The organism is Williamsia sp. Y844, assembly GCF_056786475.1.
The window spans coordinates 1,385,274-1,410,406 of record NZ_JBXCJB010000001.1 but is presented as its reverse complement, the minus strand read 5'-3'; the positions used below and the strand labels follow the sequence as shown (position 1 = coordinate 1,410,406).

General features: G+C 63.1%; 25 protein-coding genes and 1 tRNA gene. 13 read left to right on the top strand and 13 right to left on the bottom strand.

The annotated features are described in order from the left end of the window. The first annotated feature begins 16 nt into the window (after window positions 1-16). A complete protein-coding gene (locus tag AC1TQG_RS06290) occupies window positions 17-964 on the top strand; it encodes an AAA family ATPase (RefSeq protein WP_482136072.1) in 948 nt (315 codons plus the stop codon). 69 nt (window positions 965-1,033) lie between these two features. Continuing rightward, window positions 1,034-1,954 (top strand): vWA domain-containing protein, encoded by a 921-nt coding sequence (locus tag AC1TQG_RS06285; protein WP_482136071.1) that lies wholly within the window; start codon window positions 1,034-1,036, stop codon window positions 1,952-1,954. Between the two features lies 1 nt (window position 1,955). Here the strand turns inward: AC1TQG_RS06285 and AC1TQG_RS06280 are convergent, their stop codons facing one another. Continuing rightward, the gene (locus tag AC1TQG_RS06280; RefSeq protein WP_482137272.1) at window positions 1,956-2,720 is read right to left on the bottom strand and encodes a DUF1542 domain-containing protein; all 765 of its coding nucleotides are present in this window, start codon (window positions 2,718-2,720) and stop codon (window positions 1,956-1,958) included. A 164-nt stretch (window positions 2,721-2,884) separates the two neighbouring features. Here AC1TQG_RS06280 and AC1TQG_RS06275 point away from each other — a divergent pair, with 164 nt between their 5' ends. Beyond that, window positions 2,885-3,451 carry a DUF4334 domain-containing protein gene (locus AC1TQG_RS06275; RefSeq protein WP_482136070.1) on the top strand — a complete coding sequence of 189 codons (567 nt, stop codon included), beginning with the start codon at window positions 2,885-2,887 and terminating at the stop codon, window positions 3,449-3,451. Window positions 3,452-3,457: 6 nt separating this feature from the next. On the opposite strand, the gene AC1TQG_RS06270 is transcribed toward AC1TQG_RS06275, so the two are convergent. Further along, on the bottom strand, window positions 3,458-4,657 hold the full coding sequence (locus tag AC1TQG_RS06270) for a DUF4185 domain-containing protein (protein ID WP_482136069.1): 1,200 nt from the start codon (window positions 4,655-4,657) through the stop codon (window positions 3,458-3,460). Window positions 4,658-4,889: 232 nt separating this feature from the next. Here AC1TQG_RS06270 and AC1TQG_RS06265 point away from each other — a divergent pair, with 232 nt between their 5' ends. Then, window positions 4,890-5,531 carry a nucleoside/nucleotide kinase family protein gene (locus AC1TQG_RS06265; protein ID WP_482136068.1) on the top strand — a complete coding sequence of 214 codons (642 nt, stop codon included), beginning with the start codon at window positions 4,890-4,892 and terminating at the stop codon, window positions 5,529-5,531. Here the strand turns inward: AC1TQG_RS06265 and AC1TQG_RS06260 are convergent. The 3 genes from AC1TQG_RS06260 to AC1TQG_RS06250 form a co-directional block, all read right to left on the bottom strand. After that, window positions 5,528-6,034, bottom strand: a complete 507-nt coding sequence (locus tag AC1TQG_RS06260) for a hypothetical protein (protein WP_482136067.1) — start codon at window positions 6,032-6,034, stop codon at window positions 5,528-5,530. The genes AC1TQG_RS06265 and AC1TQG_RS06260 overlap by 4 nt on opposite strands. A 279-nt stretch (window positions 6,035-6,313) precedes the next feature. Then, a complete protein-coding gene (locus AC1TQG_RS06255; RefSeq protein WP_482136066.1) occupies window positions 6,314-6,778 on the bottom strand; it encodes a DIP1984 family protein in 465 nt (154 codons plus the stop codon). 219 nt (window positions 6,779-6,997) lie between these two features. Further along, window positions 6,998-7,243, bottom strand: coding sequence for a hypothetical protein (locus AC1TQG_RS06250; RefSeq protein WP_482136065.1), 246 nt, complete (start codon window positions 7,241-7,243; stop codon window positions 6,998-7,000). 187 nt (window positions 7,244-7,430) lie between these two features. On the opposite strand from AC1TQG_RS06250, the gene AC1TQG_RS06245 reads away from it, so the two are divergent. Further along, entirely contained in the window at window positions 7,431-7,748 is a 318-nt protein-coding gene (locus AC1TQG_RS06245) for an antibiotic biosynthesis monooxygenase family protein (protein WP_482136064.1), read from the top strand. A 380-nt stretch (window positions 7,749-8,128) separates the two neighbouring features. Beyond that, a complete protein-coding gene (locus AC1TQG_RS06240) occupies window positions 8,129-8,653 on the top strand; it encodes a CarD family transcriptional regulator (protein ID WP_482136063.1) in 525 nt (174 codons plus the stop codon). 36 nt (window positions 8,654-8,689) lie between these two features. Here AC1TQG_RS06240 and AC1TQG_RS06235 read toward each other — a convergent pair. Beyond that, window positions 8,690-8,763: transfer RNA gene (locus tag AC1TQG_RS06235), tRNA-Gly, on the bottom strand. A gap of 125 nt (window positions 8,764-8,888) precedes the next feature. Between AC1TQG_RS06235 and AC1TQG_RS06230 the strand changes: the two genes are divergently transcribed. Together AC1TQG_RS06230 and AC1TQG_RS06225 are read left to right on the top strand one after the other, a co-directional pair. Next, the gene (locus AC1TQG_RS06230; protein ID WP_482136062.1) at window positions 8,889-10,652 is read left to right on the top strand and encodes an HNH endonuclease signature motif containing protein; all 1,764 of its coding nucleotides are present in this window, start codon (window positions 8,889-8,891) and stop codon (window positions 10,650-10,652) included. A 100-nt stretch (window positions 10,653-10,752) separates the two neighbouring features. Next, window positions 10,753-11,391 carry a class I SAM-dependent methyltransferase gene (locus AC1TQG_RS06225; RefSeq protein WP_482136061.1) on the top strand — a complete coding sequence of 213 codons (639 nt, stop codon included), beginning with the start codon at window positions 10,753-10,755 and terminating at the stop codon, window positions 11,389-11,391. Window positions 11,392-11,402: 11 nt separating this feature from the next. Here AC1TQG_RS06225 and AC1TQG_RS06220 read toward each other — a convergent pair whose 3' ends face one another. Then, window positions 11,403-12,281 carry a sigma-70 family RNA polymerase sigma factor gene (locus AC1TQG_RS06220; RefSeq protein ID WP_482136060.1) on the bottom strand — a complete coding sequence of 293 codons (879 nt, stop codon included), beginning with the start codon at window positions 12,279-12,281 and terminating at the stop codon, window positions 11,403-11,405. A 97-nt stretch (window positions 12,282-12,378) separates the two neighbouring features. Between AC1TQG_RS06220 and AC1TQG_RS06215 the strand changes: the two genes are divergently transcribed. The 3 genes from AC1TQG_RS06215 to AC1TQG_RS06205 all read left to right on the top strand — a co-directional run bounded on the left by AC1TQG_RS06215 (window position 12,379) and on the right by AC1TQG_RS06205 (window position 14,924). After that, window positions 12,379-12,840 carry a carboxymuconolactone decarboxylase family protein gene (locus AC1TQG_RS06215; RefSeq protein WP_482136059.1) on the top strand — a complete coding sequence of 154 codons (462 nt, stop codon included), beginning with the start codon at window positions 12,379-12,381 and terminating at the stop codon, window positions 12,838-12,840. A gap of 25 nt (window positions 12,841-12,865) precedes the next feature. Next, entirely contained in the window at window positions 12,866-13,444 is a 579-nt protein-coding gene (gene dcd / locus AC1TQG_RS06210) for a dCTP deaminase (protein WP_482136058.1), read from the top strand. A 76-nt stretch (window positions 13,445-13,520) separates the two neighbouring features. Continuing rightward, a complete protein-coding gene (locus tag AC1TQG_RS06205; protein WP_482136057.1) occupies window positions 13,521-14,924 on the top strand; it encodes a UDP-glucose dehydrogenase family protein in 1,404 nt (467 codons plus the stop codon). Between the two features lie 4 nt (window positions 14,925-14,928). Here AC1TQG_RS06205 and AC1TQG_RS06200 read toward each other — a convergent pair whose 3' ends face one another. Continuing rightward, entirely contained in the window at window positions 14,929-15,690 is a 762-nt protein-coding gene (locus AC1TQG_RS06200) for a MerR family transcriptional regulator (RefSeq protein ID WP_482136056.1), read from the bottom strand. Window positions 15,691-16,035: 345 nt separating this feature from the next. Here AC1TQG_RS06200 and AC1TQG_RS06195 point away from each other — a divergent pair, with 345 nt between their 5' ends. Further along, entirely contained in the window at window positions 16,036-17,277 is a 1,242-nt protein-coding gene (locus AC1TQG_RS06195; protein ID WP_482136055.1) for a hypothetical protein, read from the top strand. Window positions 17,278-17,322: 45 nt separating this feature from the next. Here AC1TQG_RS06195 and AC1TQG_RS06190 read toward each other — a convergent pair whose 3' ends face one another. Beyond that, window positions 17,323-17,931, bottom strand: coding sequence for a TetR/AcrR family transcriptional regulator (locus AC1TQG_RS06190; protein WP_482136054.1), 609 nt, complete (start codon window positions 17,929-17,931; stop codon window positions 17,323-17,325). 118 nt (window positions 17,932-18,049) lie between these two features. Between AC1TQG_RS06190 and AC1TQG_RS06185 the strand changes: the two genes are divergently transcribed. Then, window positions 18,050-19,654, top strand: a complete 1,605-nt coding sequence (locus AC1TQG_RS06185) for an MFS transporter (RefSeq protein WP_482136053.1) — start codon at window positions 18,050-18,052, stop codon at window positions 19,652-19,654. Window positions 19,655-19,657: 3 nt separating this feature from the next. Here the strand turns inward: AC1TQG_RS06185 and AC1TQG_RS06180 are convergent, their stop codons facing one another. Genes AC1TQG_RS06180 through AC1TQG_RS06165 form a run of 4 tightly spaced genes read right to left on the bottom strand, consistent with a single transcriptional unit; the run spans window position 19,658 to window position 25,026 of the window. Then, a complete protein-coding gene (locus AC1TQG_RS06180; RefSeq protein WP_482136052.1) occupies window positions 19,658-21,187 on the bottom strand; it encodes a flavin-containing monooxygenase in 1,530 nt (509 codons plus the stop codon). Window positions 21,188-21,217: 30 nt separating this feature from the next. Then, complete coding sequence (locus AC1TQG_RS06175; protein ID WP_482136051.1) at window positions 21,218-22,336, bottom strand: PDR/VanB family oxidoreductase; 1,119 nt, start codon at window positions 22,334-22,336, stop codon at window positions 21,218-21,220. Further along, entirely contained in the window at window positions 22,333-23,208 is an 876-nt protein-coding gene (locus AC1TQG_RS06170) for a metal-dependent hydrolase (RefSeq protein ID WP_482136050.1), read from the bottom strand. Before AC1TQG_RS06170 ends, AC1TQG_RS06175 begins: the two co-directional genes overlap by 4 nt. Before the next feature lie 24 nt (window positions 23,209-23,232). Beyond that, window positions 23,233-25,026: an SDR family oxidoreductase gene (locus AC1TQG_RS06165; RefSeq protein ID WP_482136049.1), complete on the bottom strand. Its 1,794-nt coding sequence runs from the start codon at window positions 25,024-25,026 to the stop codon at window positions 23,233-23,235. Between the last annotated feature and the right edge of the window lie 107 nt (window positions 25,027-25,133).

The window sequence follows — 25,133 nt, the reverse complement described above, 5'->3', positions numbered from 1 at the left end:
ACCTTAGATTGATGGCATGACAAGAGCTCTCGTAGATGTGGCCGCAACCGCTCAGATCCGGGCCAGGATCGCCGAGCAGGTGGTGGGACGCGAGCGTGAGGTCGACCTGTTGCTGGCAGCGGTGTCGGCCGGACGGGACCTGATGCTCGAAGGTCCTCCCGGGACCTCGAAGTCGACGTTGCTGGGAACCATCACGGCGGAGTGGGACATCCCGCTGGTGTTCGTGGAGGGCAATGCCGATCTGACCCCGAGTCGGCTTGTGGGACATCACAATCCTGCGCGGGTTCTGCGGGAGGACTACTCGGCGGACAACTTTGTCGAGGGCCCTCTCATCGAGGCGATGCGGACGGGCGGGTTCCTGTACATAGAGGAATTCAACCGGGCGCCGGAGGACACACTCAACACGTTGCTCACAGCCATGGCGGAACGGGTCATCACGATCCCTCGGGTGGGCAGCGTGAAGGCGCTCCCGACGTTCCGCGTGGTGGCGTCGATGAATCCTTACGACAACATCGGCACCACCCGGTTGTCGACGTCCGTGCACGACCGGATGTGCCGACTGGTGGTGACCTATCAAGACGCTGTGGCTGAACGCGAAATCGTGAAGCGCCGAACCGGAATCGATTCGGCTCGGGTGGTTGCCGATGCCGTTGCGGTCACGCGGGCCACCCGCGAGCGCGACGACATCCGCCAGGGGAGCAGTGTGCGTGGTGCCATCGACGTTGCGTTGCTGGCGTCGGAACTGGCGCAGATGCGTGGGATCACGCTGCCCGCGGTGGACTCGGTGGAGCCGCCGAGGGGCCTGCCGGAGGGTTACACGAACACAATGCTCGACGCGATGTTGGTGGCGTTGTCCGGGCGAATCCACCTTGACGACACCGCCTTCGAGACGCCGGAAGCGGTGTTGCGCGAGATCTGGCAGGACCATTTCATCCTGATTCCGGCGGCTGCCGAACCGGGTTGAAGAGCAGTTGCGGCCGATAGCCCGCTGTCGCGGCGGTCGAAGAGTGATCACGGCCGGGATCGCGCGCACATGCGGCCGTTGCGTCGTAAACCCAAGGTTCTCGACGAGGAACCCGCACTGCTCAAGCCGTCGGCCGGAGGTGGCGGATTCACGTTGATCCCCAAGGGAACAGAGCGCGGTAAGCCGATGCAGTTGCCCGGTTCGTCAGCGCCGGGTGCCACCGACGACGAGGGTGATCTGGTGGACTCCGACAGTGTTTCGGTCGTCGACGAGATCGGTAGGCGGCGGGCCAAGCAAATTGCTCGGAGGTTGGCGCTGGCGCAGCCGATGCGGCAACGTCGCGCCCGGCGGGCCAGTACCGGCGCGCTGACCACGATGCGTTGGCGCGGTGGTACCGACGAGATCGATCTGGATGCGACGCTGGTGGCGATCGCCGGTAATCCGTTGCCCACCGACGACGACATCCTGGTTCGTGAACGGGTCCGTAACCGCCGCTCGATCGTTCTGGTTGTCGACATCTCGGGGTCAACCAAAGGTGAGCAGGTGCGCACCGCGGCGGCGACGGTCGGCGCGATGGTCGGTGAACTCGCCCGTGATGATGTTGCGGTGGTGGCCTTTTGGTCAGATGCCGCGGTCCTGGTTCGGTTGGGGGAGCGGGTCAGCGCGGAGACCGTGCTCGATCAGTTGCTGACATTGCCGACCCAGGGACTGACCAACGTCGCGTTCGCTCTCGAGGTGGCGGCGCGGGAGCTGGCCGGGGTGCCACCGGCGGATGCGCGGGTACTGCTGCTCAGCGACTGCGTCCACAATGCGGGTCCTGATCCGCGCGGTGTCGCGGCGCGACTGCCACGTCTGGACGTCCTGCTCGACACCTCAGGGGAGGACGACGTGGACCTGGGCCGGGACCTCGCGACCATCGGCCGGGGACGATGCCGCCTGATCCGGGATCATCACGATGTGGCGCCTGCCTTGACGTCGATCTTCGGCTGACTCAGAAGCCTCCGAAGTCTCCGCCGCCGCCGAAGTCTCCGCCCCCGAAGTCCCCGCCGCCGAAATCTCCACCCTGATCGCCGCCGCCGAAGTCCCCACCCTGATCGCCGCCTTGGTCCCCGCCCATGTCACCGCTCTGGTCGGCGTCCATGCCGTCTTGATAGCCGTCGCCGTAACCGCTTTCGAAGGCGTTGCTGTCGTAGTTGACGCCGGCCATTCCGGAGAACATCGCGTTGAACAGGAGGACCGATCCCAGACCCCAGGCGCCGGCCACCAGCGCCGGTTTCCACCACGGCTCGGAATACCAGCCCGCGGGCACCGGTCGGCCCGCGACGCGTCCACCCGGGTAGTAGTTGGGCGTCTTGTCGGAGGGGTTCGGTGAGGCCGCGATGTGCCGGCCCTCGAACTCGATGTCGCGGTCTTCGCTGACGGCTCCGGAGGTCTTCTGGCCGTCGAGCGTCGCGATCTCGGGTCCGGGATCCATGTCCATGGCCAGGCGGGCCGCGCGAACGTAATAGAGGCCTTCCAATGCGGTTTGTTTCGCGAGAAGTGCCTGTTTGGGGGTGGTGGCCTGTTCGATCTGTGATCCGGCCGCATTGAACCGTTCCGAGGCATCGGACATGGCCGATTTGGCCGGTTCGTTGGAGCCGATGAGGCTGTAGACCTGACCGCCGAGTCGTTCGATGGCCTGGCGCGCATCGGCTTTCGCGTCGGCCAAAGAGGTCTCTTCGTTGCGGCGGCGCACGGAACCCTGATTTCGGGACATGGCAACGAAGCCCACGATCACAGCAATGACGGCGATGACCAGGAATATTTCCATGATCGCCCCTTTCGATTCTGAAATCGGACAAAGTCCAGCGTACCTGGCAATCTTCCGCGGATCCCGGACAAACGGTTGGCCGGAGCGCGAAGGCTGGCTAGATTGTCGGAATGTCGATCGCAGAGAACGTCATCGCCGAGCAGAAGGCCACCACCGAGCAGGCGCAGGCCGTCTTCGACGACGCCCCACCGGTCGACCCCGACTTCATGATCGGAACCTGGCGGGGCGCGGAAGTCCGGACCGGTCATTGGATGGACGGAATGCTCGCCGCCAGTGGGTGGTGGGGCAAGCAGTTCGTCGATGCCGAAACGGTGCATCCGTTGCTGTTCCCGACCGCCGACGGGCAGGCGCTGTGGGCGCTCGACCCGCGCCGGCTGCCGTTCAACCTGCTCAAGCGCGCGCCACTGCCGTCGCTGGAAGGGCGATCGCTGGCCGGCCTGGTGACGGCCTCGCGTCCGGTGATGGGAACCAAAAAGCCCAAGGCGCGGCTGCGGACCACCGTGTACGGCGGCGTGGGTTCGGCGACGATGGTCTACGACGCGCATCCCATCAACGACGTGTTTCGCAAGATCAGCGACGATGTGGTGATCGGCCTGATGGATCAGCGCGGGGCGCCGCCCTACTTCTTCTCGCTGCAGCGCGACGAGTCTCTGCCGGTGCTCGCGCAGGGGCGTTAGGGGCGGTCAGACCCGGTCGAGGTCGGTGCGCAGCAACATCACGTTGTAGTGCTTCCACACCGATGCGGTGTAGTAGAGGTACTTCCCCGACGACGAGGGATGGATGTAGGGCGCATAGATGCCGCCGAGTCCCTTCGCGGGAGCCAGGAGTTTCGGTGCGCTCCAAGGACCTTCGGGTTTCTCGGCCGTCCGCATCACGAGTCCGCCTGCACGGTCGCTGGTGTGCAGCATCACGTACCGCTGGAGGTGGTCGTTCCACGCCACCGACAATTCGCTAATGGGTTGTGGTGCAACGTTTGCGAGGTTTCCGAACTCCGTCGACCAGCGCTGGGCCACGTTGTTGGTGTAGTACTCGTACTTGTTCACGTCGAGAATGTTCTCCGGCAGAAACCTTGCCAGATAGGCGGAACCGAACCGGCCGTTGGGGGTTCCGTACTGATAGATGTAGCCGTCGTTCCCTTTGGTGTAGGCGTTCATCTGGAACTTGCTGTTGTCTTGACGGACTTGCCCGATGCCGGGAATGGTGATGTCGGCGTTGACACGAATGGTGTTGGTGTCGGGGGCCCAGGTCTGACCGTTGTTGTGCGAGACCGCGATCGCCGAGAAGTTGGTGGCCCACTGGCCGGGTTCGCCCCAGGCGCGCACCGACATGTAGTTGATGTACTGGGTGTTGCCGATGGAGATCGCGGCCGTGGGAATGCTGGTCGCTTCGATGTAGCTCACGCCGAGCGCGGGGATGAGTTCACCCGGAACCGCGCTCGAAATCGTGATCCCGTCAGAAGGGTCTGTGTCATCGGAACGGAGCAGCACATTGTGCCGCCACTCCTGCCCGGGGACCGAGCAGTTTCCGAAGGTGTCACCGAATGCCATCAGGATCTGTCCGGATCCGTTGTCCCAGCTGATCCCGAGGTCGGTGCCCGAGATGGCGAAACGGTCGTATGTGTTGTTCTTGCTGCGGGGACCGGTGACCCATTCGACAGCGTTGGTGTTGGCGCTCGCGATGACCGGGAGCGCCCCTTGCGGACCCTTCGGCGGTTGTCCGCCACTGCTGCCCAGGCCACTGCTGCCAAAGGCGCTGCTTCCGCTACTTCCGTTGCCGCCGTTTCCACATGGTTGCGCGACGGCGGGGGACGCCAGCGCGACGAGTCCGGCGGCAGCGAGTGTCACCACAGATATTCCGATCGTGACCGAGCGGAATGCGGGCATATTGGCTCCTTGTGCCGGACGCACATACGAAGTGACCAGTGTTGCGTGCCGATTCTGGATTTCTCAGTGTTGCAGAGATCTGCAGTGATATTCGGCGGTTTTCCCGAAGTCAAGCGGCATGCGACCACCCGTTGGATGGCTTTGGCGGTGTCGAATGCCCGGTCGAACAGCTTTCCCACCAGGTACGGATACGGCGATAATCGGCTTCGGTAATCGATGAGAGGCAGCGAATGTGATCACTGAGACGGACGAGTTGATCGAACGCCTGGAGGCGCTCCGGCGACGAAACGATCGCGTACTGGTCGGTGTGGTCGGCGCCCCGGGGAGCGGTAAGAGCACAGTATCTGCCGCGGTGGCGGATCGACTCGGCGGTGATGCCGTTGTCGTCCCGATGGATGGATTTCATCTCTCGAACTCTGAACTTGCCCGCTTGGGTCTTGCCGACCGCAAAGGTTCGATCGACACCTTCGACGGGTTCGGCTATCTCCACCTCATCAAACGTCTGCGCGACGTCGGTGAACCCGCGGTCTATGCCCCCGACTATGTCCGCGGTGTCGAAGAGTCGATAGCGGGTTCCATCGCGATCCCCGCCGAGGTTCCGGTGGTCATCACCGAGGGCAACTACCTGCTCGATACCGACGAGCCGTGGCGACAGCTGCGCTCACTGCTCGACGAGATCTGGTTCGTCGAAGCACCTCGAGAGGTTCGCTTGGAGCGATTGGTACAGCGGCACATGAGTTTCGGAATGGACGAGGCAGCGGCGCGCGCGTGGACCGGGGGTCCGGACGAGACCAACGCGGTGAGGATCGAGGCGCTCCGCGATCAAGCCGATCTGATCATCGATGTGATGCGCTTTGCCGAAACGCTGGACTAACCACCCTCGATGGCGAAACCGACTCGGCGGAAGTATTCTTCGAATCCCTCGACGTGATCGCCCAAGTGGTGGATGAGTTTTGCGGTGTCGTGTTCATGCTGGGTGGTCACCAGGCCACGGATCTCCATGGCCCAGGGCAGTACGGCGCGTCCGCCGTCGGCGACCACGTAGTTGAACCGGTCGACGAGTGCACCGCACCAGAAGAAGTCGGCGAAACAGAGATTGACAGTCTTGTCGGAGAAGATCTTTGACCACTCGAAACGGCGAGCGTGGCTCTCGTCTCCGGCGTGCTCGAAATCCAGTCCCATGCCCCAGGCGATCGTGATGTTGATGTTGGGCTTGTACGAGGCGGTTGCGTAGTGACTGTTGACCTCGATGCGGTAGCCGTCGGGAGTCACCCCGCCGTCGAACCAGTTGTGGTAGCTCGGTCCCTGATGCTTGATCACCTGCCAGTCATCTGGGCCCGAGTTCTGGATGATTTGACGGAATTCCTCGAGATTCAATGCGCTTCCCTTCGTCTGGTCGAAGGATAACCCGCCGACGCGTATCCGAATGCAGTTCCCCTAGCCCTACCCTCCCCGATGGCAATCAGCACGTGGTGATGTGTTGTGCGCTTTGCACATTCACCCGTGCGGTGTGCAGGGCGTGCGATGTGTGTGAGGGAATCGAACCCTCGGCGCCGCCCGCAGCACCGCCAGGAGCGACGGATCCGCCGCCGCACGGTGTGTGCTCGCCTTGCAATCGGGTACCTGCTGCATTCGATCTTCAGTCGATTTCCAGCTCTAGTCGATCAGATCGGTGGACCAGTTGGCCTGTTGGACCTGCAGATCGACCTCGCGGAGTTCGCGAGCGAGGTTGTCGGCTCGCTCGCGCAGAGGCCGAACCGTCAGCGCCGAGACGTACATCAGTTCTGAACGGAGTTGCCGGTAGGCCTGCTGATTCTTGCCTGCCGCCGCGTTCGCCGAACTGGTGATCAGCGCATGGCGCAGACGCAGGACATCACGCCGCGCCAGCGCGTCGGTGATGGTGCCGTTTCCAAGAGGCGTCGCCGAGTTGGTGGCGTTGATCTTTCGGATCAGCAATTCCAGTTCACTGAGTGCGTTTTCGGCCTCGGCCAGTAGGTCTGCGGCGTTCTCGGAGGGTGGCTCACCCTCCTGGTATCGAGCGTTGTCGGCGATACGGGCACGCAGTTGCTCAACACGTCGACTTGTATCGGTGCGTCGGGCCAGCGCTTCTGCCAGCTTCATGGTGTCCTCCTTCACCTTCTCGGAAAATCGTTGTGAGCGTCAGCAATACAACGGGACCCTCACCGTGGCCGCAACTGATTTGTTTGCGGCCGTCTTTCGAAACGACGGTCGGGCAGTGTTGACGCAACATCGATTACGCGTGATGTGAAGTCGAGGATGGCAATCGGACCCCGGGGAGCCCGGTCTGGGTTGGGCGGCAGGGGTATTCGCCAGCCGGGCCTATCGGCTACGGAAGCCGGGGTTGTCCAGGCCGCGGACAAGATCGCATGGCCAAGGTGCGGAAGGGTTGTGACGCCCCAGGCAGTCGGCGCCATACACCCCACCTTCGGGCTGGTGGGCCTTCAACTTCCGCTTCGCGGCCTTCTCGGCCCGCACTGCGTCGGCTGAACGTCCGGCACGAACAGTCTGGCTCTGCCACCACGCACTGATCGAACCGTTCTTCTGCGCCACGAGGTCATCTGCCATGGTCGAGACTCTAGTCTCGGGGGCCTACGGGCCTCCACGGGCAGGTTCATCATTCAACAACAGGTTGTGCTTGTCATCACAGGGCCGGGCACCTAGCGTTGTCGCCAGCGGGAGCACATACGCCACGGATCTCCCCGTCGACGGCCTGCTTGGGGTCGCGCCACCACGTGGCACGGCAGGAGACGAGATGACCGTCGAATACATCCGCTACCGAATCGAAGATCCGCAGCGGCGTATCGAGTTCGAAAATGACTACGCCGCGGCCGCCGAACAGCTGGCAGCCGCCCCGCAGTGCCTTGGATGGGAGCTGTGCAACGGCGTGGAGGAGCCGGAGCGGTACATTCTGCGGATCGAGTGGTCCTCCGTGGAGGATCATCTGGGCGGTTTCCGCTCCAGCCCCCTGTTTCGGCAGTTCCTCGGCCACATTCGCCCCTACATCGGCGACATCGAGGAGATGAAGCACTACGAGCGCACCGGCGTCGTGTCTGCAGCAGCGGCAAGCTGACAGTCCAAAGGCCGCAACCGGAAGGATCTTCGGCGCCGGCTGCACGATATCTCCTGGCCGACTTAGGATTCAGAAGGTGTGTACGTGTGAGCGCGTACTTGTGTTGTAGCACTGGATGTCTCGGCACAACACAGATGCGCGGGTGGCGCGTGAGCAAACTCACGGTTCCGTCCTGCGATTGCAGGAGGACAATGGAAGTGTCGGCTCGCGGGCTCCGATGTGCTCATCGGTATGAGCGCAGTGTCCCGTGGTCGCGCTGCTTGACCGATCGTCCGTTGTGGTGGTCAGGCGGCGTGATGATCGTCAGGTAGAGGGTATGCGCCCCGGGGGGTGCTTGCGGTTGAGCGCGACGCCAGCACGATCAGAAGGATCACATCACTATGCAGTTCTCTGCCGGTCAAGTTGTTGTACACCCGCACCATGGACCCGCCACGGTCTCCGAGATATACAGTCGCCCAATCCGGATGACGCCAACGCAGTATCTGCGGCTCACTATTCATCATTCCGATCTCACCATCGACCTGCCGGCCCTGCAGGCCGAGGAGCTTGGCGTCCGGCCGCTCTTCGACGCCGCCGGACTCGCGCGACTGATCGAGGTGTTGCGCGCGCCTACCGGCGACGAGCAGTTGTCGTGGACGCGGCGGTTCAAAGAGAATCAAGAGAAGCTGCGGCGCGGTGACCTCTTTGTTGCCGCCGAGGTCGTCCGGGACCTGGCCCGGCGTGAACACAACAGTCATGTTTCGGTAGGCGAGAAGGCAATGCTCCGGTCGGCGCGCGGCCCGGTGGTCACCGAGTTGTCCCTGGTCTTGTCGATTCCCGAGGAAGAGGCCGAAAGCCTCATCGACACCAATATCTTCGAATCCGAATCGGTTCCTGAGCAACGGGTGCTCGCCGAGGCGGGCTGACTCGCTGACTTGGCTTGGCTTGGATCGGACGTCCGGTGGAGCCGATGACGGGAATCGAACCCGCGTATGCAGCTTGGGAAGCTGCCGTTCTGCCATTGAACTACATCGGCGTGCGGCCTCGAAGGCTGCGAGAGCGATATTAACAGGCATTGGTGCCGACGCTGTGCGCACGCCCCAAAACCGGCCGCACGCTGCATAAACCGACTTGTCGGTGGCTTGGTCTAGTCTCGAATGCATGTTCGATAGAAGCGATGAGAAGCCGGTCGGGATCCCTGAGTTCGGTCCCGTGGCGTCGTTGAGTCCGAACGAACTGCTGCGCGACGCCGAGCAGGCGCTGGTGGTGCAGGCTCGGATGGAATGGGAGCGTTACGCAGTGGCTGCCGAACTGCATCGTCAGTTGGTGCAGCCCTATGCCGGCACCGAGGCCGAGATGCGGGCGACCGATCCATTTGCGGTGTGCGCGGCGAGGATCGGGGCGGCGCAGCTGAGCACCCAGTATGCAGCCGAGATCCAGATCAATCGGGCGCTGGCGTTGCGTGATCGGCTACCACTGGTCAATCTGGCGTTGAAGGACGGAAAGGTGGCCCCGCATCATATTCCGGCGATCATCACTCGGACCGAATTAATCGAGGGTTCAGAGCATATGGCGGATATCGATCGCGATATCGCTGAGCATCTGCGTCGTCGGGGCTCGTGGTCGAAGAAGCGGATGCGAGACATGGTCGATGCCAGCATCTTCCGTCGCGACCCAGACCTGGTCCGCAACAAACGCGAGGACGCGAAAAACAATCGGGGTATCTGGGGCACAGCGGCCGAGTACGGCATGGCCACGATCGACGCGCATGGCACCGCGGAAGAGATGGCCATGATCATGGCCCGCCTGGAGAAGCTCGCGATGGCGGTGTGCAAGGCTGATCCGCGGCGCAAGGCCGACCGGTTGGCCGATGCGCTGTTCGCGACGGTGATGGGCCGCGAGTTCCGATGTGAATGTCCGAACGACCCGAAGTATCCATGCACCGCTGACATCCTCACCATTCCTGCCGACCAGTTGATTTCGGGTGTGGATGTCAAGATCGTCCTGCACGTGATCGCCGATCAGGCCACTGTCGACGGCACCGCAAACAATCCTGGATTCATCGCGGAACAGGGTGTCATCTCGGGTGACCACGTCCGCGACATCGCCACCCGCAAAGACGTCGTCGTACGACCGATCGGCTACAAGACCAAGCAGGCCAAGGCGGAGCACACCAAGACCGAGGACACCAAGGCTGGGCAGCCCGCCGGCTGCACGCCCCAACCGAACCGTAAGACGCGGCGATCGAAGAAGGCCAGGCGGGCGAACAAGACCAAGAAACTCCATGTGCAAGCTCCGCCGATCCAGCCCATCCCGGACCTCGCGGACTTTCCGGTCTCGGCGAAGGACGTCAAAGCGCCTTTCGTGCAGACAGTTCCACTCCGAGCAACCCAACCCGGCGATGATTACCGGCCATCGACAGTGCTCGACAGTTATATCCGGATCCGAGACGCCTACTGCATGTGGCCCGGATGCGATGAGAAGGCCTGGGACGCCGACCTCGATCACACGCACGAATACAACCATCAGTGTCCCGATGCCGGTGGTTGCACGCATCCGTCAGAGATGAAGACGCTGTGCCGGTTTCATCATCTGATGAAGACGTACACCGATTGGCTCGACGACCAGTATCCCGACCCGAAGTCCGGGTGCCCCCGATTGGTGTTCACCACCCCGGAAGGGCGGGATTACGACGGCCCCGCCTGGACTGGCGAGGATTTGTTTCCCGCGCTACGGATGATCGTCTTCGACAAACACCGCGGTCCGTCACGTCGGCCGCCACCGGCAACGTCACCGCCAACGCCGCAGCAACACCGCACGCAACCGCGTACCGCAGCCAAACACGCACGCCGCCAACAAGAACGATTCCGCAATCGCCGCCGGCGCGAAGACCAAGAGCGGAGCATCCCGCCGGCGCCGTTCTGATGGGGATGAACTGCGCATGCGGGGAGTGAACTGCGCATGCGGAGACTGAACTGTGCGTAAGTACGTGCGTGGGCCCGCGGGTCCGGGAAGGATGTTCGCAATGACGCAACCTGGTTATGACGCTCTCGCGCAGGTCTACTCCGAGACCTTTCCGACGGCGTACCAGTCCCCGCTCGAGCAGCACACGGTCGCGGCCTTCGCTGACCTGGTGTTGCAAGGTCAACGCGCAGGCATCGTGGTGGATGTGGGTTGCGGGCTCGGACACGTGGCTGCTGACCTGTCCCGCAGGGGCCTGGAGGTGATCGGAGTCGATCCGAGTCAGGAAATGTTGCAGATCGCTCGTCGCAACCATCCCGAACTCCGATTCGTCCACGATGACGCCGAGCTGAGGTCGGTGGAGTTGGCAGACGAGCGCGTCATCGCAATTCTGGCGCGTTACAGTCTGATTCACGTACCGCCGTCAGAGATCCCGGCAGTATTCGCCAGATGGGCAGCGAGAATGGACCCAGGGGCGCTCGTCGCGGTCGCTTGCCAGGCCACCGACGACGTGAACGCGGTCGTCGAGTTCGATCATGCGGTGGCACCGGCGTGGCGGTGGCACCCTAACCGGCTGGCAGAAGCACTGTTTGACGCCGGCTTTGATGAACTGTGGCGCACCATCAACCGCCCCGACGCCGACTATCGATTTCCCTTGTTTCACGTGGTTGCACGCCGAAGGGAACAACGTCCGAGGGGATAGTGACTGACGGGTCAGAAGACCCCCGAGAAATCCATCCGCGCAATCCGTTCCGGATCGGAAACAATGTTCATCGCGAGCACGCGATTATTGGCAACGGTGAACGATGCGATCGCGGACACCTCGTCGCCGGCGAACGACAGCACACCGATGCCGTCGTTCACGCGCACCATGTGACTGCGTGCGTTCGCAGCCCGGTAGATGATCGCGCCGCGGGCCACCTGATTGACGCCCACCAGCTCCATCGGAGCCTTGTCGGCCGCATGATCGTTGCGCAACACGATGTCCGGGTCGAGCACCGCCATGAGTGCGTCGAGATCGCCGCCACGAGACGCAGCAAGAAATGCCTCGACCACCCTTCGCTGTTCCGAATGCTTTGGCGACCGGGGCGTAGCACCCTGCACGCGAGTACGCGCGCGACTGGCCAGCTTCCTGGCCGCAGCGGGTGTCTTGTCGACGATCGGCGCGACTTCCTCGAACGGCATCGCGAACAGATCGTGCAGAACAAATGCCAACCGCTCACTCGGCGTGAGCGTCTCCAACACCACCAGTAGCGCGACACTCACCGAGTCGGCCAGCATGGCTTGGCCTTCCGGGTCGTCCGCCGAGTCGAGTGGAGCCACAATCGGATCGGGCAGATGCACGATCTCCATCGATTCTTCATGGCGGGTCCGTCGCGACCGCAACATGTTCAAACACACGCGTGAGGTGACCGTGGTGAACCAGCCGCCGATATTGGCGATGTCATCGGTGTCGGCGGCGGCGACCTTCAGCCAGGTCTCCTGCACCGCGTCCTCGGCCTCGGGCAGCGACCCCAGCATCCGATAGGCAACGGCGCGCAGGTGTCCACGATTGGCCTCGAACTCGGTGAGCAAAAAATTGGTGGTGTCCATCGGTCACATTTCCCTTCCCTCGGGTGTCAGAGCTATGAACCGCCCGACACCGCAGATGTGACATGCACATCGGCCGGGCCGATCCGAGGAGCCGAAAATGTCCGCACGTATGACCAACCCAGCCACCATCCTGCCGCAGGCCGTCAAGGCCATCCCGCATCTGCTCGGTGCGATTGACCAAGGCGGTGTCTCGCTCACGTTGCGCGAACTCATCATGCTTCGCGCCAGCCAGATCAACGGATGCGCGGCGTGTGTGTACGGCCACGTCGCGGCCTTGCGAAACGAAGGCGAATCCCAAGATCGCATCGACACTGTCGCGGTCTGGCGGGAATCGCCCTTCTTCACCGACGCTGAGCGGGCCGCCCTGAACCTGACGGAATCAGCCACCCGGCTCGCCGATTCGCCTGGCACAGCCGTTCCGGATGCGGTCTGGGACGAGGCCGCCGACCTCTTCGACGAAAAGGCGATGGCGGGGATCGTCCTGGCGATTGCAACCATCAATTTCTTCAACCGCATCAACGTGACGATTCAAGAACCCGCAGGCACAACGTGGAGCTGACTCCGGGAGCGGCTAACCTCGTCCTGTGCTGCTCTCCGACCGCGATATCCGTGCCCAGATAGCTGACGGCCGGTTGGCCATCGATCCGTTCGACCCGACGCTGGTCCAGCCGTCCAGCATCGACGTCCGGCTCGATGGTCTTTTCCGGGTCTTCAACAACACCCGCTACACCCACATCGACCCTGCTCAACGGCAGGACGAGCTGACAACGCTTGTCGAGCGAACCGAGGGTGAGCCGTTTGTGCTGCACCCCGGCGAGTTCGTCCTCGGGTCGACGCTTGAGGTCTGCACCCTCCCCGACGATCTGGCCGGCCGCCTCGAAGGCAAGTCGTCGCTGGGTCGACTGGGGCTGCTGACGCACTCGACGGCAGGTTTCATCGACCCCGGCTTCACCGGACACATCACGCTGGAGCTCTCGAATGTCGCGAACCTGCCGATCACGTTGTGGCCGGGCATGAAGATCGGGCAGCTGTGCCTGATCAAGCTGTCCAGTCCGGCGGAATCGCCGTACGGCAGCGCCGCGGCCGGATCCAAGTACCAGGGACAACGCGGCCCGACCCCGTCCAAGGCCTACCTGAACTTTCCCCAGAAGCAGAACGACTGAAGGGTTCCGCTGACGGTGGCCGACGCGCCACCTGATCGATGCCTGATGGCCAACCGCGTTCAGTACCCACAGGGGTATGAACGTCACAGTATTTGGATGCGGCTACCTCGGAGCCACCCACGCTGCGTGTTTGGCCGAACTCGGGCATGACGTACTCGGCGTCGACGTCGATGCGGCCAAGGTCGCCGGATTGCAGAACGGTGACCTCCCGTTCTACGAACCCGGGCTGTCGGATGTGCTGCGGCGCAACCTCGCCGCCGGGCGCCTGCAGTTCACCACGGACTACGACAGGGCTGCGGCCTTTGCCGACGTGCACTTCCTGGGCGTCGGCACCCCGCAGAAGAAGGGCGAATACGCGGCAGATCTGCGCCACGTGTACGCCGTGATCGACGAATTGGCGCCGCGGCTGCACGGTGACCACCTGATCATCGGCAAATCGACCGTTCCCGTTGGCACCTCGGAAGAACTGAAGCGTCGCGCGCAGGGTGCGGCAGGCAGTGGTGCCGAGCCCGGCAACGGCACCGAGATCACGATTGCCTGGAATCCGGAGTTCCTCCGCGAAGGCCATGCCGTCGACGACACTCTGCGTCCCGACCGGATCGTGTTGGGGGTCGACGCCGCGGGCACCGCTGACGCCGGTGCTGTCGAAGTGAAGGTGCGCGAGCTCTACAGCACGATCCTGGCCGCCGGGACCCCGTTCCTGGTCACCGACCTCGCGACCGCCGAGCTGGTCAAGGTTTCGGCGAATGCCTTTCTGGCAACCAAGATCTCGTTCATCAACGCCATCAGTGAAGTATGTGAGGCAAGCGGCGCCGACGTGACGATGCTGGCCGATGCCATCGGGTTCGACGATCGCATCGGGCGCCGATTTCTCAATGCGGGTCTGGGATTTGGTGGTGGTTGCCTGCCCAAGGATATTCGTGCATTCATGGCACGTGCCGGTGAACTCGGCGCCGATCAGGCCCTGACATTCCTGCGTGAGGTCGATTCCATCAACATGCGACGCCGCACCGCGATGGTCGAGCTGACCACCGCGAATTGCGGTAACACGCTGCTGGGCAAGAACATTGCCGTGCTGGGAGCGGCCTTCAAGCCGGAGAGCGACGATGTTCGTGACTCGCCTGCACTCAACGTCGCCGGACAGCTCCAATTGAAAGGGGCCACAGTCAGTGTTTTCGACCCGAAGGCAATGGACAACTCCCGCAAAGTCTTTCCGACGCTCACCTATGCAAGCTCGGCACACGATGCCTGCCTGCAGGCCGATGCGGTACTGGTGCTGACCGAGTGGACCGAGTTCGTCCACATGGACCCGAAAGCGCTGAAACCGCTCGTCCGCAACATGAACGTGATCGACGGCCGACGATGCCTGGACGCCGGTGCGTGGCGTCGGGCCGGCTGGACGTATTCGAGCCTGGGTGGCCCCGTCCGTGACCTACCCGCCACGCCGCTGCGTCCCGCATTGGCAGGACGGCGATCATAACGGCTTATTCGGGGTCTTTGCGCCCGCGTTCTTTGTGGCCGCGTTCTTTGTGGCCGAGGTAGTCGTCGAGTTGCTCGGCCAGATCGCGGTCCAATGCGCGGTCGAGTGCATTGTGAGCGGAAATTGTTCCGGCCTGGCGCATTTCGCGGACCAACTCGACGGCCCACTCGGATTCGGAATCGGTCTTCGGAATCCATCCGTCGCCGTGTTCTTTGGCCATGACCGTGCGTCCGGCCGAGATCAGGGTCGATGCGACCTGGGCCATGTCCGCTTCCACCTGGCCGTACACATCGAGGAGCATCGACAGGGACAGCCCGAGCTTGGTGAGTCTGCCGAACGCTCGCACCGTTTCGCGGTCGAGCAGCGTGTAGCCGTCATCAGTGCGCTCGATGAGCCCGTATTCGATCAGCTTGTCGTAATGAGTTGGGTTGCCGGAGTTGAGCAATGCCTTGAGGCCCTCGGCGGAGATCGCCTCGGTGTGCGCCTTCGACCACGGCTCGGTGACAACCTCGCGAAGACCGAGGACGTCGGCCAGGTCGTCGCCGCGTTGCACCCCGTGCAGGAAGTCGCCGATGTGCCGGATGGTGAATCCGCGGTGCAACAGGTCATTGATCACCTTCAACCGGGCCAGGTGACTGTCGGAGTAGATCGCGATGCGGCCACGCCGGGTGGGCCTGGGAAGCAGCCCCCGGTCCTGGTAGCCGCGGACATTGCGGGTGGTGGTTCCCGCGGCTCGCGCCAGGTCGTCGATCCGGTACTCGGTCATCAGGCCGCTTTCGATCGAGCTGCATATTCGGATTCGTTCACGACAGGTCGAGGGTTGATTCTAGCGGAGCAAAACGGCACGTTCACAAATGGCGCAGTCCACCGTGACACATCCCGAGCTTGTGGAGTTGAACGCGATAGCCGACCGATTGCGGCTGCAAATGCAACAATGTTTCCTGGTTCGGCGACTTGAGTTCGCACGGCAAGACGCCATCGGCTGATCTGACTACAGATTTGATCAGAGTTCGTCGCGGCGAAGGTCCCGTAGGCGACAGTGTCGATGGCTCAGGCAGAATGGCGACCGACAACGTTCGCAGAGGTGAGTCGGTCACGGCGGGGGGCAGTGGTGGATCACGATCCGGGAGAGGCGCTGGCACCGGGCCGGGTGGTCTGGCTCGACGCGGCAGTACTCGCGGATATCCGGGAGCTGCTCACAGCCACCCTTGGTGCCCTCGGACCGGCCTTTGTGCTGGTAGAGGTCGACGACGGTGGTGTGCGCGGGGCGGCTGTGAATGCCGAGACCGGCCAGCGAATTGTCGAACTCTACGACAACACCCTCGACTCTGCATGTTTCGATCGCGCGATTGCCGACCACCTGGTGCGTACCGGCAAAACCGAGATGCCCGCAAAGCCCGAGTGGGCCCGCGAGCTGGTCGGGCTGATGCCGCAGGCCAGAAAGGTGCTCGGAATCGCCGAGGCCACCTTTGTGATGGGTGAACAGGACGTCGGCCTGCTCCGGGTCACAAAGGCGGATGTCGAAGAGGCCTTGAACCCGGCTGCGGTCCAGGCTGTCAGTGTGGCTCGGTCGGTGTCGTTGGCCTCTCCCAGCCAGATCTGTGCAGTGGTTGTGATGTCCCACGTCGAATGGCCGGGTCTGCTCGGCGAGATGTCGCGGGCTTTCGATGGCCAGTTGCCGGTGCTGCAGATCGGCACGACGCCGAAGCCGACCCGCGAGAGTAGGCATTCGCATTCGTCGGCAGACAATCCCGACGTCGTCCCGGCGGTGACGCCCACCCCGACCTCCACCTCGACTCCGGCACCGGCACCGGCACCGTTCTATGCTCCGAAAACACGCACCGAACCGGCGCCGATGCCGGTGCAACCGCCGGAGCCCGTGAAGCTCAACGACTCGCTCCCGGACCCGCTGCCAGAACCGTTTCCCGGACCGATCACGGAGCCTGCCCCGCTGTTCGATGCGCGGGCTGCGGACCGCCGACACAAACAGAACCGATTGGTGATGGCAGGCGCCGCGACGATTGCGGCGGTGATCGTGGCCGGCGGAATCACCGCCGCTGTCGGTCCGTGGCGGGAGGACACCACCGGCTTGGAGTCGCAGCGTTATCTGACGGCACCGAGCGGCAGCACCACAACCACCACCAAGGCGCCGGCCACATCGACGACTTCGTCCACCCCGTCGACGCCCGCGATCCCGCCGATCGACACCAAGGCCGCGCTCGCCCCGATCGTCGTCTACACCACGCCGCCGCCACCACCACCACCGACCACACGGCGGGTCACGCCGCCGCGCCCGAGGCAGAACACGATCCCGAATCCGATCCCCGGGCAGCCCCCGATCGTTTTGCCCTGAGGGTTCCGTCGTTTGGACTGAGGGTGAGCTAGGTGTTATTCCCAGCTAGGGCGCGACACCCCGGCTGATCAGGTCAAGGGTCTGCTCGTAAACGAGGGGCCAGTGCGAATTGGTGCCGGAAGGTCCGCCGCCGTCGAACTCCCGGCTGTCGAGTTCGAGGCTGACGGCGCCGTGCACGCAGGCCCAGATCTGCAATGTCAGGATCATCGGATCGCCCGCTCGGATGGTTCCGGCGGCCTGTCCGTGCCGAACGATCTCGGTCAGCGCATACAAGGCGGTCTCCGCCAGGTCACCTTCCGGCTTGCACTGGCCGGAGAACATCAGGCGGTACAGGGTCGGCGACTGCAGGGCGAACTCGCGGTACGCCACACCAGAACCTCTGAGCCGGGCTCGTGGGTCGGAATCGGCCGCACCGCCGACCATTGCGCGTAGCCGCTCAAATCCTTCGGTGACCACTGCGGTCAGCAGTCCGGCTTTGCCGTCGAAATGGTTGTAGACACCCATCGGTGCCACTCCGGCCTCGGTCGCCACTGCCCGAACCGTCAAACCTTTTTCGCCGTGTTCGTCCAGAACGCGCAGCGCGGCGGCCAGCAGCAATCCGCGCACGTCACCGGCCGGAGTTCTTGTTGCCGGTCCCGACGATCTGACAGCCACGACGTCGATCCTTCCATAAAGGTTCTGGAAATCCCTTGACACCGTTGTAGCACAATGTTCTTCTTAAGTAGAACAGTGTCCTACAACAATAGATCAACCTTCTACTCGAGGAGTATCGATGAGTGATCGGACCCTGGTTGCGCCGGCGACATCGCCGGCAACCGACAAGCGCTGGTGGGCACTTGTTGCCCTCTGTGGCGCCGTGCTGTTGGTGATGATCGACAACACGATCGTCAACGTGGCACTGCCGACCATCAGCCGTGACCTCTCCGCTGACAACTCAGGTCTGCAGTGGGTCGTCGACGCGTACACGTTGACCTTCGCGGGACTGCTGCTGACGGCAGGCCACTTCGCAGACCGCTTCGGTCGTCGCCGACTGCTGGTGATCGGTGTCCTGGGGTTTGCCGCGGTCTCGGTGGTTGCCGCCGAATCGCAGACGCTTGGGCAACTCATCGCCACCAGGGCCGGTCTCGGATTGTTTGCCGCGATGGTGTTTCCGGCGACCCTGTCATTGCTGATCGGACTGTTTCCCGACCTCAAGGAGCGTGCGATCGCCGTCGGCATCTGGGCCGGTACATCCGGTATCGCGGTGGCCATCGGTCCGGTCCTCGGTGGCTGGCTGCTCGAGCACTACTCCTGGTCGTCGGTGTTCTGGGTCAATCTGCCGATCGCGGCCGCGGTACTGGTCGGTGTTGCGCTCGTGGTGCCCAGTGGTGGCAAGTCGCAGTCTGGTTCCTTCGATGCAATCGGTGCGATCGCGTCCATCGTGGGTGTCTCGCTGCTGGTGTACACCGTCATCGAAGGGCCGAACCACGGCTGGGGATCGGTCACGACGATTGCCGGATTCATCGGTGCAGCAGTCATTCTCACGCTCTTCGTGCTGCGGGAACTACGCGCGGCGCATCCGATCCTCAATGTCCGGCTCTTTGCGAACAGGCACTTCTCTGTTGCTTCCGGGTTGATCGCGGTAGCGTTCTTCAGCCTGTTCGGATTCATCTTCCTGATCACCCAGTACTTCCAGGCGGTCAAGGGATATGGCCCGCTGTCGGCAGGCCTTCACACGCTCCCGTTTGCGGTGGTGATGGCGGTGTTCTCGCCGCTGGCAATGATTCTGGCTCGGCGCCTGGGACCCGGCCGGGTTGCGGCCCTCGGTTCGGCGACGATGGCATGCGGATTCGCATTGGTCCTGTTGGCCGGACGGGAAGCTTCGTACTGGGGGCTGATCATCTGGTCGATGAGTTTGATGGCGATGGGGCTGGCGCTTGTTCAGGGCCCGGCGACCAACATCATCACCAATTCTCTGTCCCCGGAACAGACCGGCGCCGGATCGGCGGTCAACGACGTGACCCGAGAGATCGGCGGAACGCTGGGCGTGGCAGTCCTCGGTTCCATCCTCACCTCGATGTACACCACCGGAATCGGAACCCAACTCGACAACGTCGGCCTGCCGCCGGAAGCTGTTGATGCAGCGAAGAACTCGGTGATGGCCGGTGTTCAGATGGCATCCGACATCGGCGGTCCATCGGGTCAGCAGATCATGGTGACCATTCAGGACGCATTTGTCGACGGGCTGCACACATCTGTCATCGCGGCGATAGCCGCCGCCGGCCTGGCGGCGCCGATCGCATGGTTCACGCTACGGGGCAAGCAACTCGGTGATGCCGTGGTGGTTGAGAGCGTCGTGGACGAGGATGCGGAGTCTGAGATCGTGGAGTCCCGCTGAACGTCAGGCCGAGTATTCGTAACCTTCTTTGAGGGCCTTGCGGAGTGAGAGTGCAGACTCGATTCGGGTGGTCGGCCGAAGGTAGGGCGAATCGCCCTGGGCGTTGATGTAATACGTATTCGACCCGGCGCAGCGCGGACTTGCAAAGACCGTGTTGCGCACCTTTTTGCGCATCTTCTCCACGAATTCGGTGGTCTGCGCGTCGGTGGCACTGACCCGCGACGAACCTGACTGCACGGCCTTGGCCACCACCTGCACCGCGTGGGTGACACACAGGTCGATGGTGTCGAACCAGGAGAACCCGATGACACCGTACGGACCTGGCGTGAGGAACAGATTCGGGAAGCCCGGTACCGTGATGCCCTCGTAGGCATGCATCCGCTCGGAATCCCATGTCTTGGCCAGGTCCTGGTTGCCGATCCCGGTGATCTGGTAGGGCAGGTCGAAGATCTTGAACCCGGTTGCCAGGATCAAGGTGTCGATGTCAAGGGTGCGGCCGTCGGTGAATTCGATTCCCGTACTGGTGATCCGGTCGATCGATGCGGTTTCCAGATCGACGTTGTCCCGGTTGAACGTGGGAAAGTAGTCGTTGGAGAAGGACGGACGCTTGCACGCGTAGCCATAGTGCGGGGTGAGTTGCTCGCGCAGACGCTTGTCCTTCACCTGGCCGCGCAGATGCCGTTGACACAACTTCTCCACGCCACGAGTGATGGCCGGTAGTTGTTTGTTGTAGACGACGCCGACCGTCTCGGAGATCTCGAATGTGGTGTCTATCAGAAAACGGGGCAGCAGTTGGAGTTTGGGGACCCGCCGGTAGATGTTGCGGAGGAATCCGGGGATGGGCGCATTGGGCTTGGGAAGGACCCAGATCGCGGTGCGTTGCAGCACGGTCAGATGCTGCACCTGCGGTGCGATGGTGGGGATGATCTGGATCCCGGTGGCACCGGTGCCGATGATTCCGACCTTCTTGCCGGTCAGGTCGTAGTCGTGATCCCATGATGCCGACCGCAGAACCTTGCCCGAGAAGTTGTCCAGACCAGGCAGATTTGGGGTGGCGGGCGTCGACAGTGCGCCGTGGCAGGAGATCAGGAACCGTGCGGTGACCGTGTCGCCGGAGGCGGTGGTGATGGTCCACAGATCGGTGGCCTCATCGAAATCGGCTGCCGTGACCGGTGTTCCGAAACGGATGTGCCTGCGGATGCCGTAGCGCTCGGCGATGTCGCGGGCGTACTGCAATAGTTCTGAGCCGGGGGCGAATACTTGCGACCAGTCAGGGTTCAGCGCGAACTTGTACGAATAGGTGACGGACGGAATGTCGACCTCGACGCCGGGATACTGATTGGCGAGCCAGGTCCCGCCGACATCATCGTTGCGGTCGAAGATGACGTAATCGTCGATACCGCGTTCCTGCAACTTGATTCCGGCGGCAAGCCCACCGAACCCGGCACCGATGATCGCGACGGTGTGATCAGGTGCGACGTTGTGATCAGGTGCGACGGAGTGGTCAGGTTGTGGGATGTCGGCTGACGCCATGGGAGTCTCCTGGGCTGGAATGGTTGGAGTTCAGAGGTCGAGGCGGAGGTGGTCGCCTGCGGCGCGGGAGACGCAGGTGAGCATCACGCCCGCTTCTCGTTCGGGTTCGGTCAGGATGTTGTCGCGGTGATCCACCTCGCCCGCGAGTACCCGGACCTTGCAGGTTCCGCAGAAGCCCTGCTGGCATGAATAGGGAACGGACGGAAGCTCGCGCCGGATCGCGGCCAACGCGGATTCTGTTGCACTGACCGGGATCTGCTGTTCGTTCGAATTGAGACTGACCGTGAACGGCCTCCCATTATCCACCGGTGGTGGACTGAACCGCTCGAAGTGGAGTTCTACGTCGCCACGTCCGAGTAGTTCTGTGCGGATCGAGTTGAGCATCGGTGGCGGGCCGCAGCAGTACACGGCGGTCCCGGCCTGCATCGGCCCCAGCAGGTCTGAGGCGGCGGGCAGTCCGTGCCGGTCGTCGGTGCGGACCGTGACCTTGTCGCCGTAGTCGGCGAGTTCTGAGAGGAACGGTAGTGAATCGGCGCTGCGGCCGGTGTAGACCATCGACCAATCCAGTCCGAGACGTTGTGCCGCGCCGAGCATGGGCAGAATCGGTGTGATCCCGATGCCGCCTGCGACAAATCGCAGTTTCTTTGCCGGTGAGCCATGGCCAGGTGCGGCAAGCGGAAATGCGTTGCGCGGCCCCTTGATCCGGACCGAGGAGCCCACGTCGAGGGTGTCGTGGACCTCGATCGATCCGCCGCCACCCTCCGGGATTCGCCGGACCGCGATGCGATACCGGTGGCGGTCGGCCGGGTCTCCACACAGGGAGTACTCCCGCATTCGGCCCGACGGTAACAACAGGTCCAGATGTGCCCCGGCATACCAAGGCGTCAGTTCGCCGCCATCGGGTGCGGCCATGGTCAGCGCGACCACGTTGTTGTCGTGCGCGACAACCTCGCGACCGACGACTTCCAGCGTGGTGACGCGACCGGTCTGATCGGGAATGTTCAGGTGAGTGAACCTGCCCCACAACGGAAACCAGACCTTACCGATGGCGCTGGCAACTCGCATCGCGGGATCGTGCTGATAGCGGCCCCGCAGATGTGGAGGCGCGGTGGTCATCGTGGTGGTGTGCTCGAGGCGGCGCTGATTCACTTGTGCGCGGCCCTTGCTGCCGGCGACGACGCGAGGTAGGCGACGGCTTGTGCTGTGGATCCGACCTGGGTCGGTCGGAAGGACGGTTTGAAGTAGGTGAAGGTGGCCAAGACGATCGATCGCACCGTGGGTAGCAGTCCCATGCGTGCGCCTCGGAAGTATCCGAGCATGGTCTTCGCGTAGCCGATCTTGCCGGTCGGATCATTGACCGCCAGGAATCGGGTGCCCCGGTGGATCACGAACAACAGAGCAGGCAGTACGGCGAGCATCGCCCGGCCGCGCTTGAGGTAACTGTCACCGAAGTAGGTGGCCACGTCGTGGGCCACCTCGCGGTGTTCGACCTCTTCGGCGCCGTGCCAACGGAACAGATCTGCCATCGCCGGGTCGGCGTTGTACTCGGTCCAGGTGTTGTTGAGCGAGAAGTCGCCCAGGATGGCGGTGTAGTGCTCGATGGCCGCGATCAGCCAGAGGCGCTCGACCAGATGTTTGTGCCGCACTTCGGCATCCGGATGCTGCGATGGCCCGAGCACCTTGCGGAACACCCATTCCATCTGCTTCTGGAAGGGTGTTGGATCGAAGCCGCGCGCTTCCATGAACTCCCACAGCACGCGGTCGTGGGTTTCGGCGTGCATCGCTTCTTGGCCGATGAATCCGCGCATGGCCGCTGCGAGTTCCTCGTCCTTCACCAGCGGCACGGCCTCGTTGTACGTCTGGACGAACCAGCGTTCTCCCTCTGGGAGTAACAGGTTGAGCATGCTGACCACATTGGACGGGACCGGGTGGTCCGGAATCCAGTGCAGAGGTGTGTCCTTCCAATCGAACTCGACATTGCGGGCATGGAGTTCGATTGGTCCCGGATCGAAGTTGTACATTTCATCCTCCCGAAAACGCTGGTGCTAAAAGAGTTTGGTGCGTGCCATCCGGCGTGACAGGGCAGGAACAAAGCGGTAGATGCGGTAGCCGACCTTTGCTTCAATGGTCACCGGAACCACGGCCTTGTTGTCGGCGATGGCGCGGAGGATCGCAGTGGCCACCCGATCAGGGGTGAAGCCGCGTCGTTTGTAGCGTCCACTCATCTTGTCCTGCAACCGCTTCTCGGTATCTTCCGGGACACCGGCGAACTCGGTGGCGGCAACGATGTTGGTGTCGACGATGCCGGGGCAGATCGCCGATACGCCGATGCGGTGCTCGGCCAGTTCCGCACGCAGCGATTCGGAGAACATCAGGACGCCGGACTTGGTGGCGGCATAGCCGCCCAGACCTTGCTGCGGCATGAACGCCGCGGCCGACGCGAGGTTGACGATGTGCCCGCCGAGGCCGCGTTCGACCATCTTGCGGCCGAACACCCGGCTGCCGGTGATGACACCCATCAGGTTGATGTCGACGAGGCGCCGGATCTGTTCGTCGGTGGCGTCGAGAACGTGTCCGGCCAAACCGATTCCGGCGTTATTGACCACCACGTCCGCGACACCGTGCGTTTTGGTGATCTGCTCACCGAACTCGGTGAACGCGCTGGTATCGGAAACGTCGAGTGCGTAGGCATGTGCGGTGCCGCCGGTGGCGGTGATCTCCGCGGCGGTCTCTTGGGCGGCATCGAGATTGATGTCGGCCAGCACCACTTCGGCACCGTTCTCGGAGAAGAGGTAGGCGGTCTCGCGTCCGATGCCACTGCCGGCTCCGGTGATCACTGCGAGTTTGCCGTTCAGCGATCGATGCTCGCCCTTCTGGCGGGTTCGCGCGATGGTGGGTGACATCTCGTCTCCTCGGATCGACTCGATGAACTGAGTTGCGATGTCGGCCAGATATCCCGGGTTGGTGTAGGGCAGCCAGTGTCCGGTGGGAGTGTCTGTGCGCCACAGTCGATCCGCGAACTTGTGGGTACTGGTGAAGATCGCGCTTCGTAGGGCCACATCGCGGGTGTTGACCACTTCGAACACCGGAACCCGGGTGCTGCGTGGGTCGGGGTTGGTGATCCGCTCGCGGATATTGGCGCGGTAGTAGCGCAGACCGGACACCGCGTCGGCGCGGAATGTGGGCGCCAGGGTCATGTTCTTGGGGTCGGTGCCTTCGAGGCCGGTGAGGAATCGACGCCAGACCGGAGCGTGTAAGCCGATGCCGAACAGGACATTCGGCACAACAGGCAGCTGGAAGATGACGGTGTAGGCCGACGAAACTGCCTGAGACAGGGCCTGGCCCAACGACTTCGGCGTGGGATGGCGTAGGCGTTCGTGGGCCCACAGGCCCAGGTGGTCGAGGTTGGGGCCGGACACCGAGACAAACGAAGCAATGCGGGCTTCGGCACCGGGCGTGGTGACGGCCTCCCACGTCTGTACCGAACCCCAGTCATGGGCGACAACATGAACGGGAGTTTCCGGGCTCACCGCGTCGATCACCGCAAACAGGTCGGCGGCGAGCTCAGGTAACCGATACGGTGCATCGCCCTGCGGGTGGTCGCTCTCGCCATAGCCGCGGGTGTCGTAGGCGACCACGTGATAGCGCGATGCCAGGTCTGCCGCGACCAATGTCCAGAGGAGGTGGGTGTCAGGCCACCCGTGCACCAGGACAACGGTCGGTCGGTCGGTCGTGGGCTCGCCCGACTCGAAAACCGCCAGTCGGACCCCGTCGCGGACAACCGTCCGTCGGCGCCATACAACCGGTGGTGCGGACCCTTCGCTATCGATAGCGGTCATCAACTCCCCTTTGAGTTCGCTGTGATGCGTTAGACGTTACCAGCAGTCACATATAAATCAACCCGCCCTGACCTGGGTATCTCCTCGAAACTGCAGTTATGAAGAGG

Coding starts and splice junctions, on each gene's coding strand:
- AC1TQG_RS06290 (WP_482136072.1), top strand. CDS start 17: ATGACAAGAGCTCTCGTAGATGTGGCCGCAACCGCTCAGATCCGGGCC.
- AC1TQG_RS06285 (WP_482136071.1), top strand. CDS start 1,034: ATGCGGCCGTTGCGTCGTAAACCCAAGGTTCTCGACGAGGAACCCGCA.
- AC1TQG_RS06280 (WP_482137272.1), bottom strand. CDS start 2,720: ATGTCCCGAAATCAGGGTTCCGTGCGCCGCCGCAACGAAGAGACCTCT.
- AC1TQG_RS06275 (WP_482136070.1), top strand. CDS start 2,885: ATGTCGATCGCAGAGAACGTCATCGCCGAGCAGAAGGCCACCACCGAG.
- AC1TQG_RS06270 (WP_482136069.1), bottom strand. CDS start 4,657: ATGCCCGCATTCCGCTCGGTCACGATCGGAATATCTGTGGTGACACTC.
- AC1TQG_RS06255 (WP_482136066.1), bottom strand. CDS start 6,778: ATGAAGCTGGCAGAAGCGCTGGCCCGACGCACCGATACAAGTCGACGT.
- AC1TQG_RS06250 (WP_482136065.1), bottom strand. CDS start 7,243: ATGGCAGATGACCTCGTGGCGCAGAAGAACGGTTCGATCAGTGCGTGG.
- AC1TQG_RS06245 (WP_482136064.1), top strand. CDS start 7,431: ATGACCGTCGAATACATCCGCTACCGAATCGAAGATCCGCAGCGGCGT.
- AC1TQG_RS06240 (WP_482136063.1), top strand. CDS start 8,129: ATGCAGTTCTCTGCCGGTCAAGTTGTTGTACACCCGCACCATGGACCC.
- AC1TQG_RS06230 (WP_482136062.1), top strand. CDS start 8,889: ATGTTCGATAGAAGCGATGAGAAGCCGGTCGGGATCCCTGAGTTCGGT.
- AC1TQG_RS06225 (WP_482136061.1), top strand. CDS start 10,753: ATGACGCAACCTGGTTATGACGCTCTCGCGCAGGTCTACTCCGAGACC.
- AC1TQG_RS06220 (WP_482136060.1), bottom strand. CDS start 12,281: ATGGACACCACCAATTTTTTGCTCACCGAGTTCGAGGCCAATCGTGGA.
- AC1TQG_RS06215 (WP_482136059.1), top strand. CDS start 12,379: ATGTCCGCACGTATGACCAACCCAGCCACCATCCTGCCGCAGGCCGTC.
- AC1TQG_RS06205 (WP_482136057.1), top strand. CDS start 13,521: ATGAACGTCACAGTATTTGGATGCGGCTACCTCGGAGCCACCCACGCT.
- AC1TQG_RS06200 (WP_482136056.1), bottom strand. CDS start 15,690: ATGACCGAGTACCGGATCGACGACCTGGCGCGAGCCGCGGGAACCACC.
- AC1TQG_RS06185 (WP_482136053.1), top strand. CDS start 18,050: ATGAGTGATCGGACCCTGGTTGCGCCGGCGACATCGCCGGCAACCGAC.
- AC1TQG_RS06180 (WP_482136052.1), bottom strand. CDS start 21,187: ATGGCGTCAGCCGACATCCCACAACCTGACCACTCCGTCGCACCTGAT.
- AC1TQG_RS06170 (WP_482136050.1), bottom strand. CDS start 23,208: ATGTACAACTTCGATCCGGGACCAATCGAACTCCATGCCCGCAATGTC.
- AC1TQG_RS06165 (WP_482136049.1), bottom strand. CDS start 25,026: ATGACCGCTATCGATAGCGAAGGGTCCGCACCACCGGTTGTATGGCGC.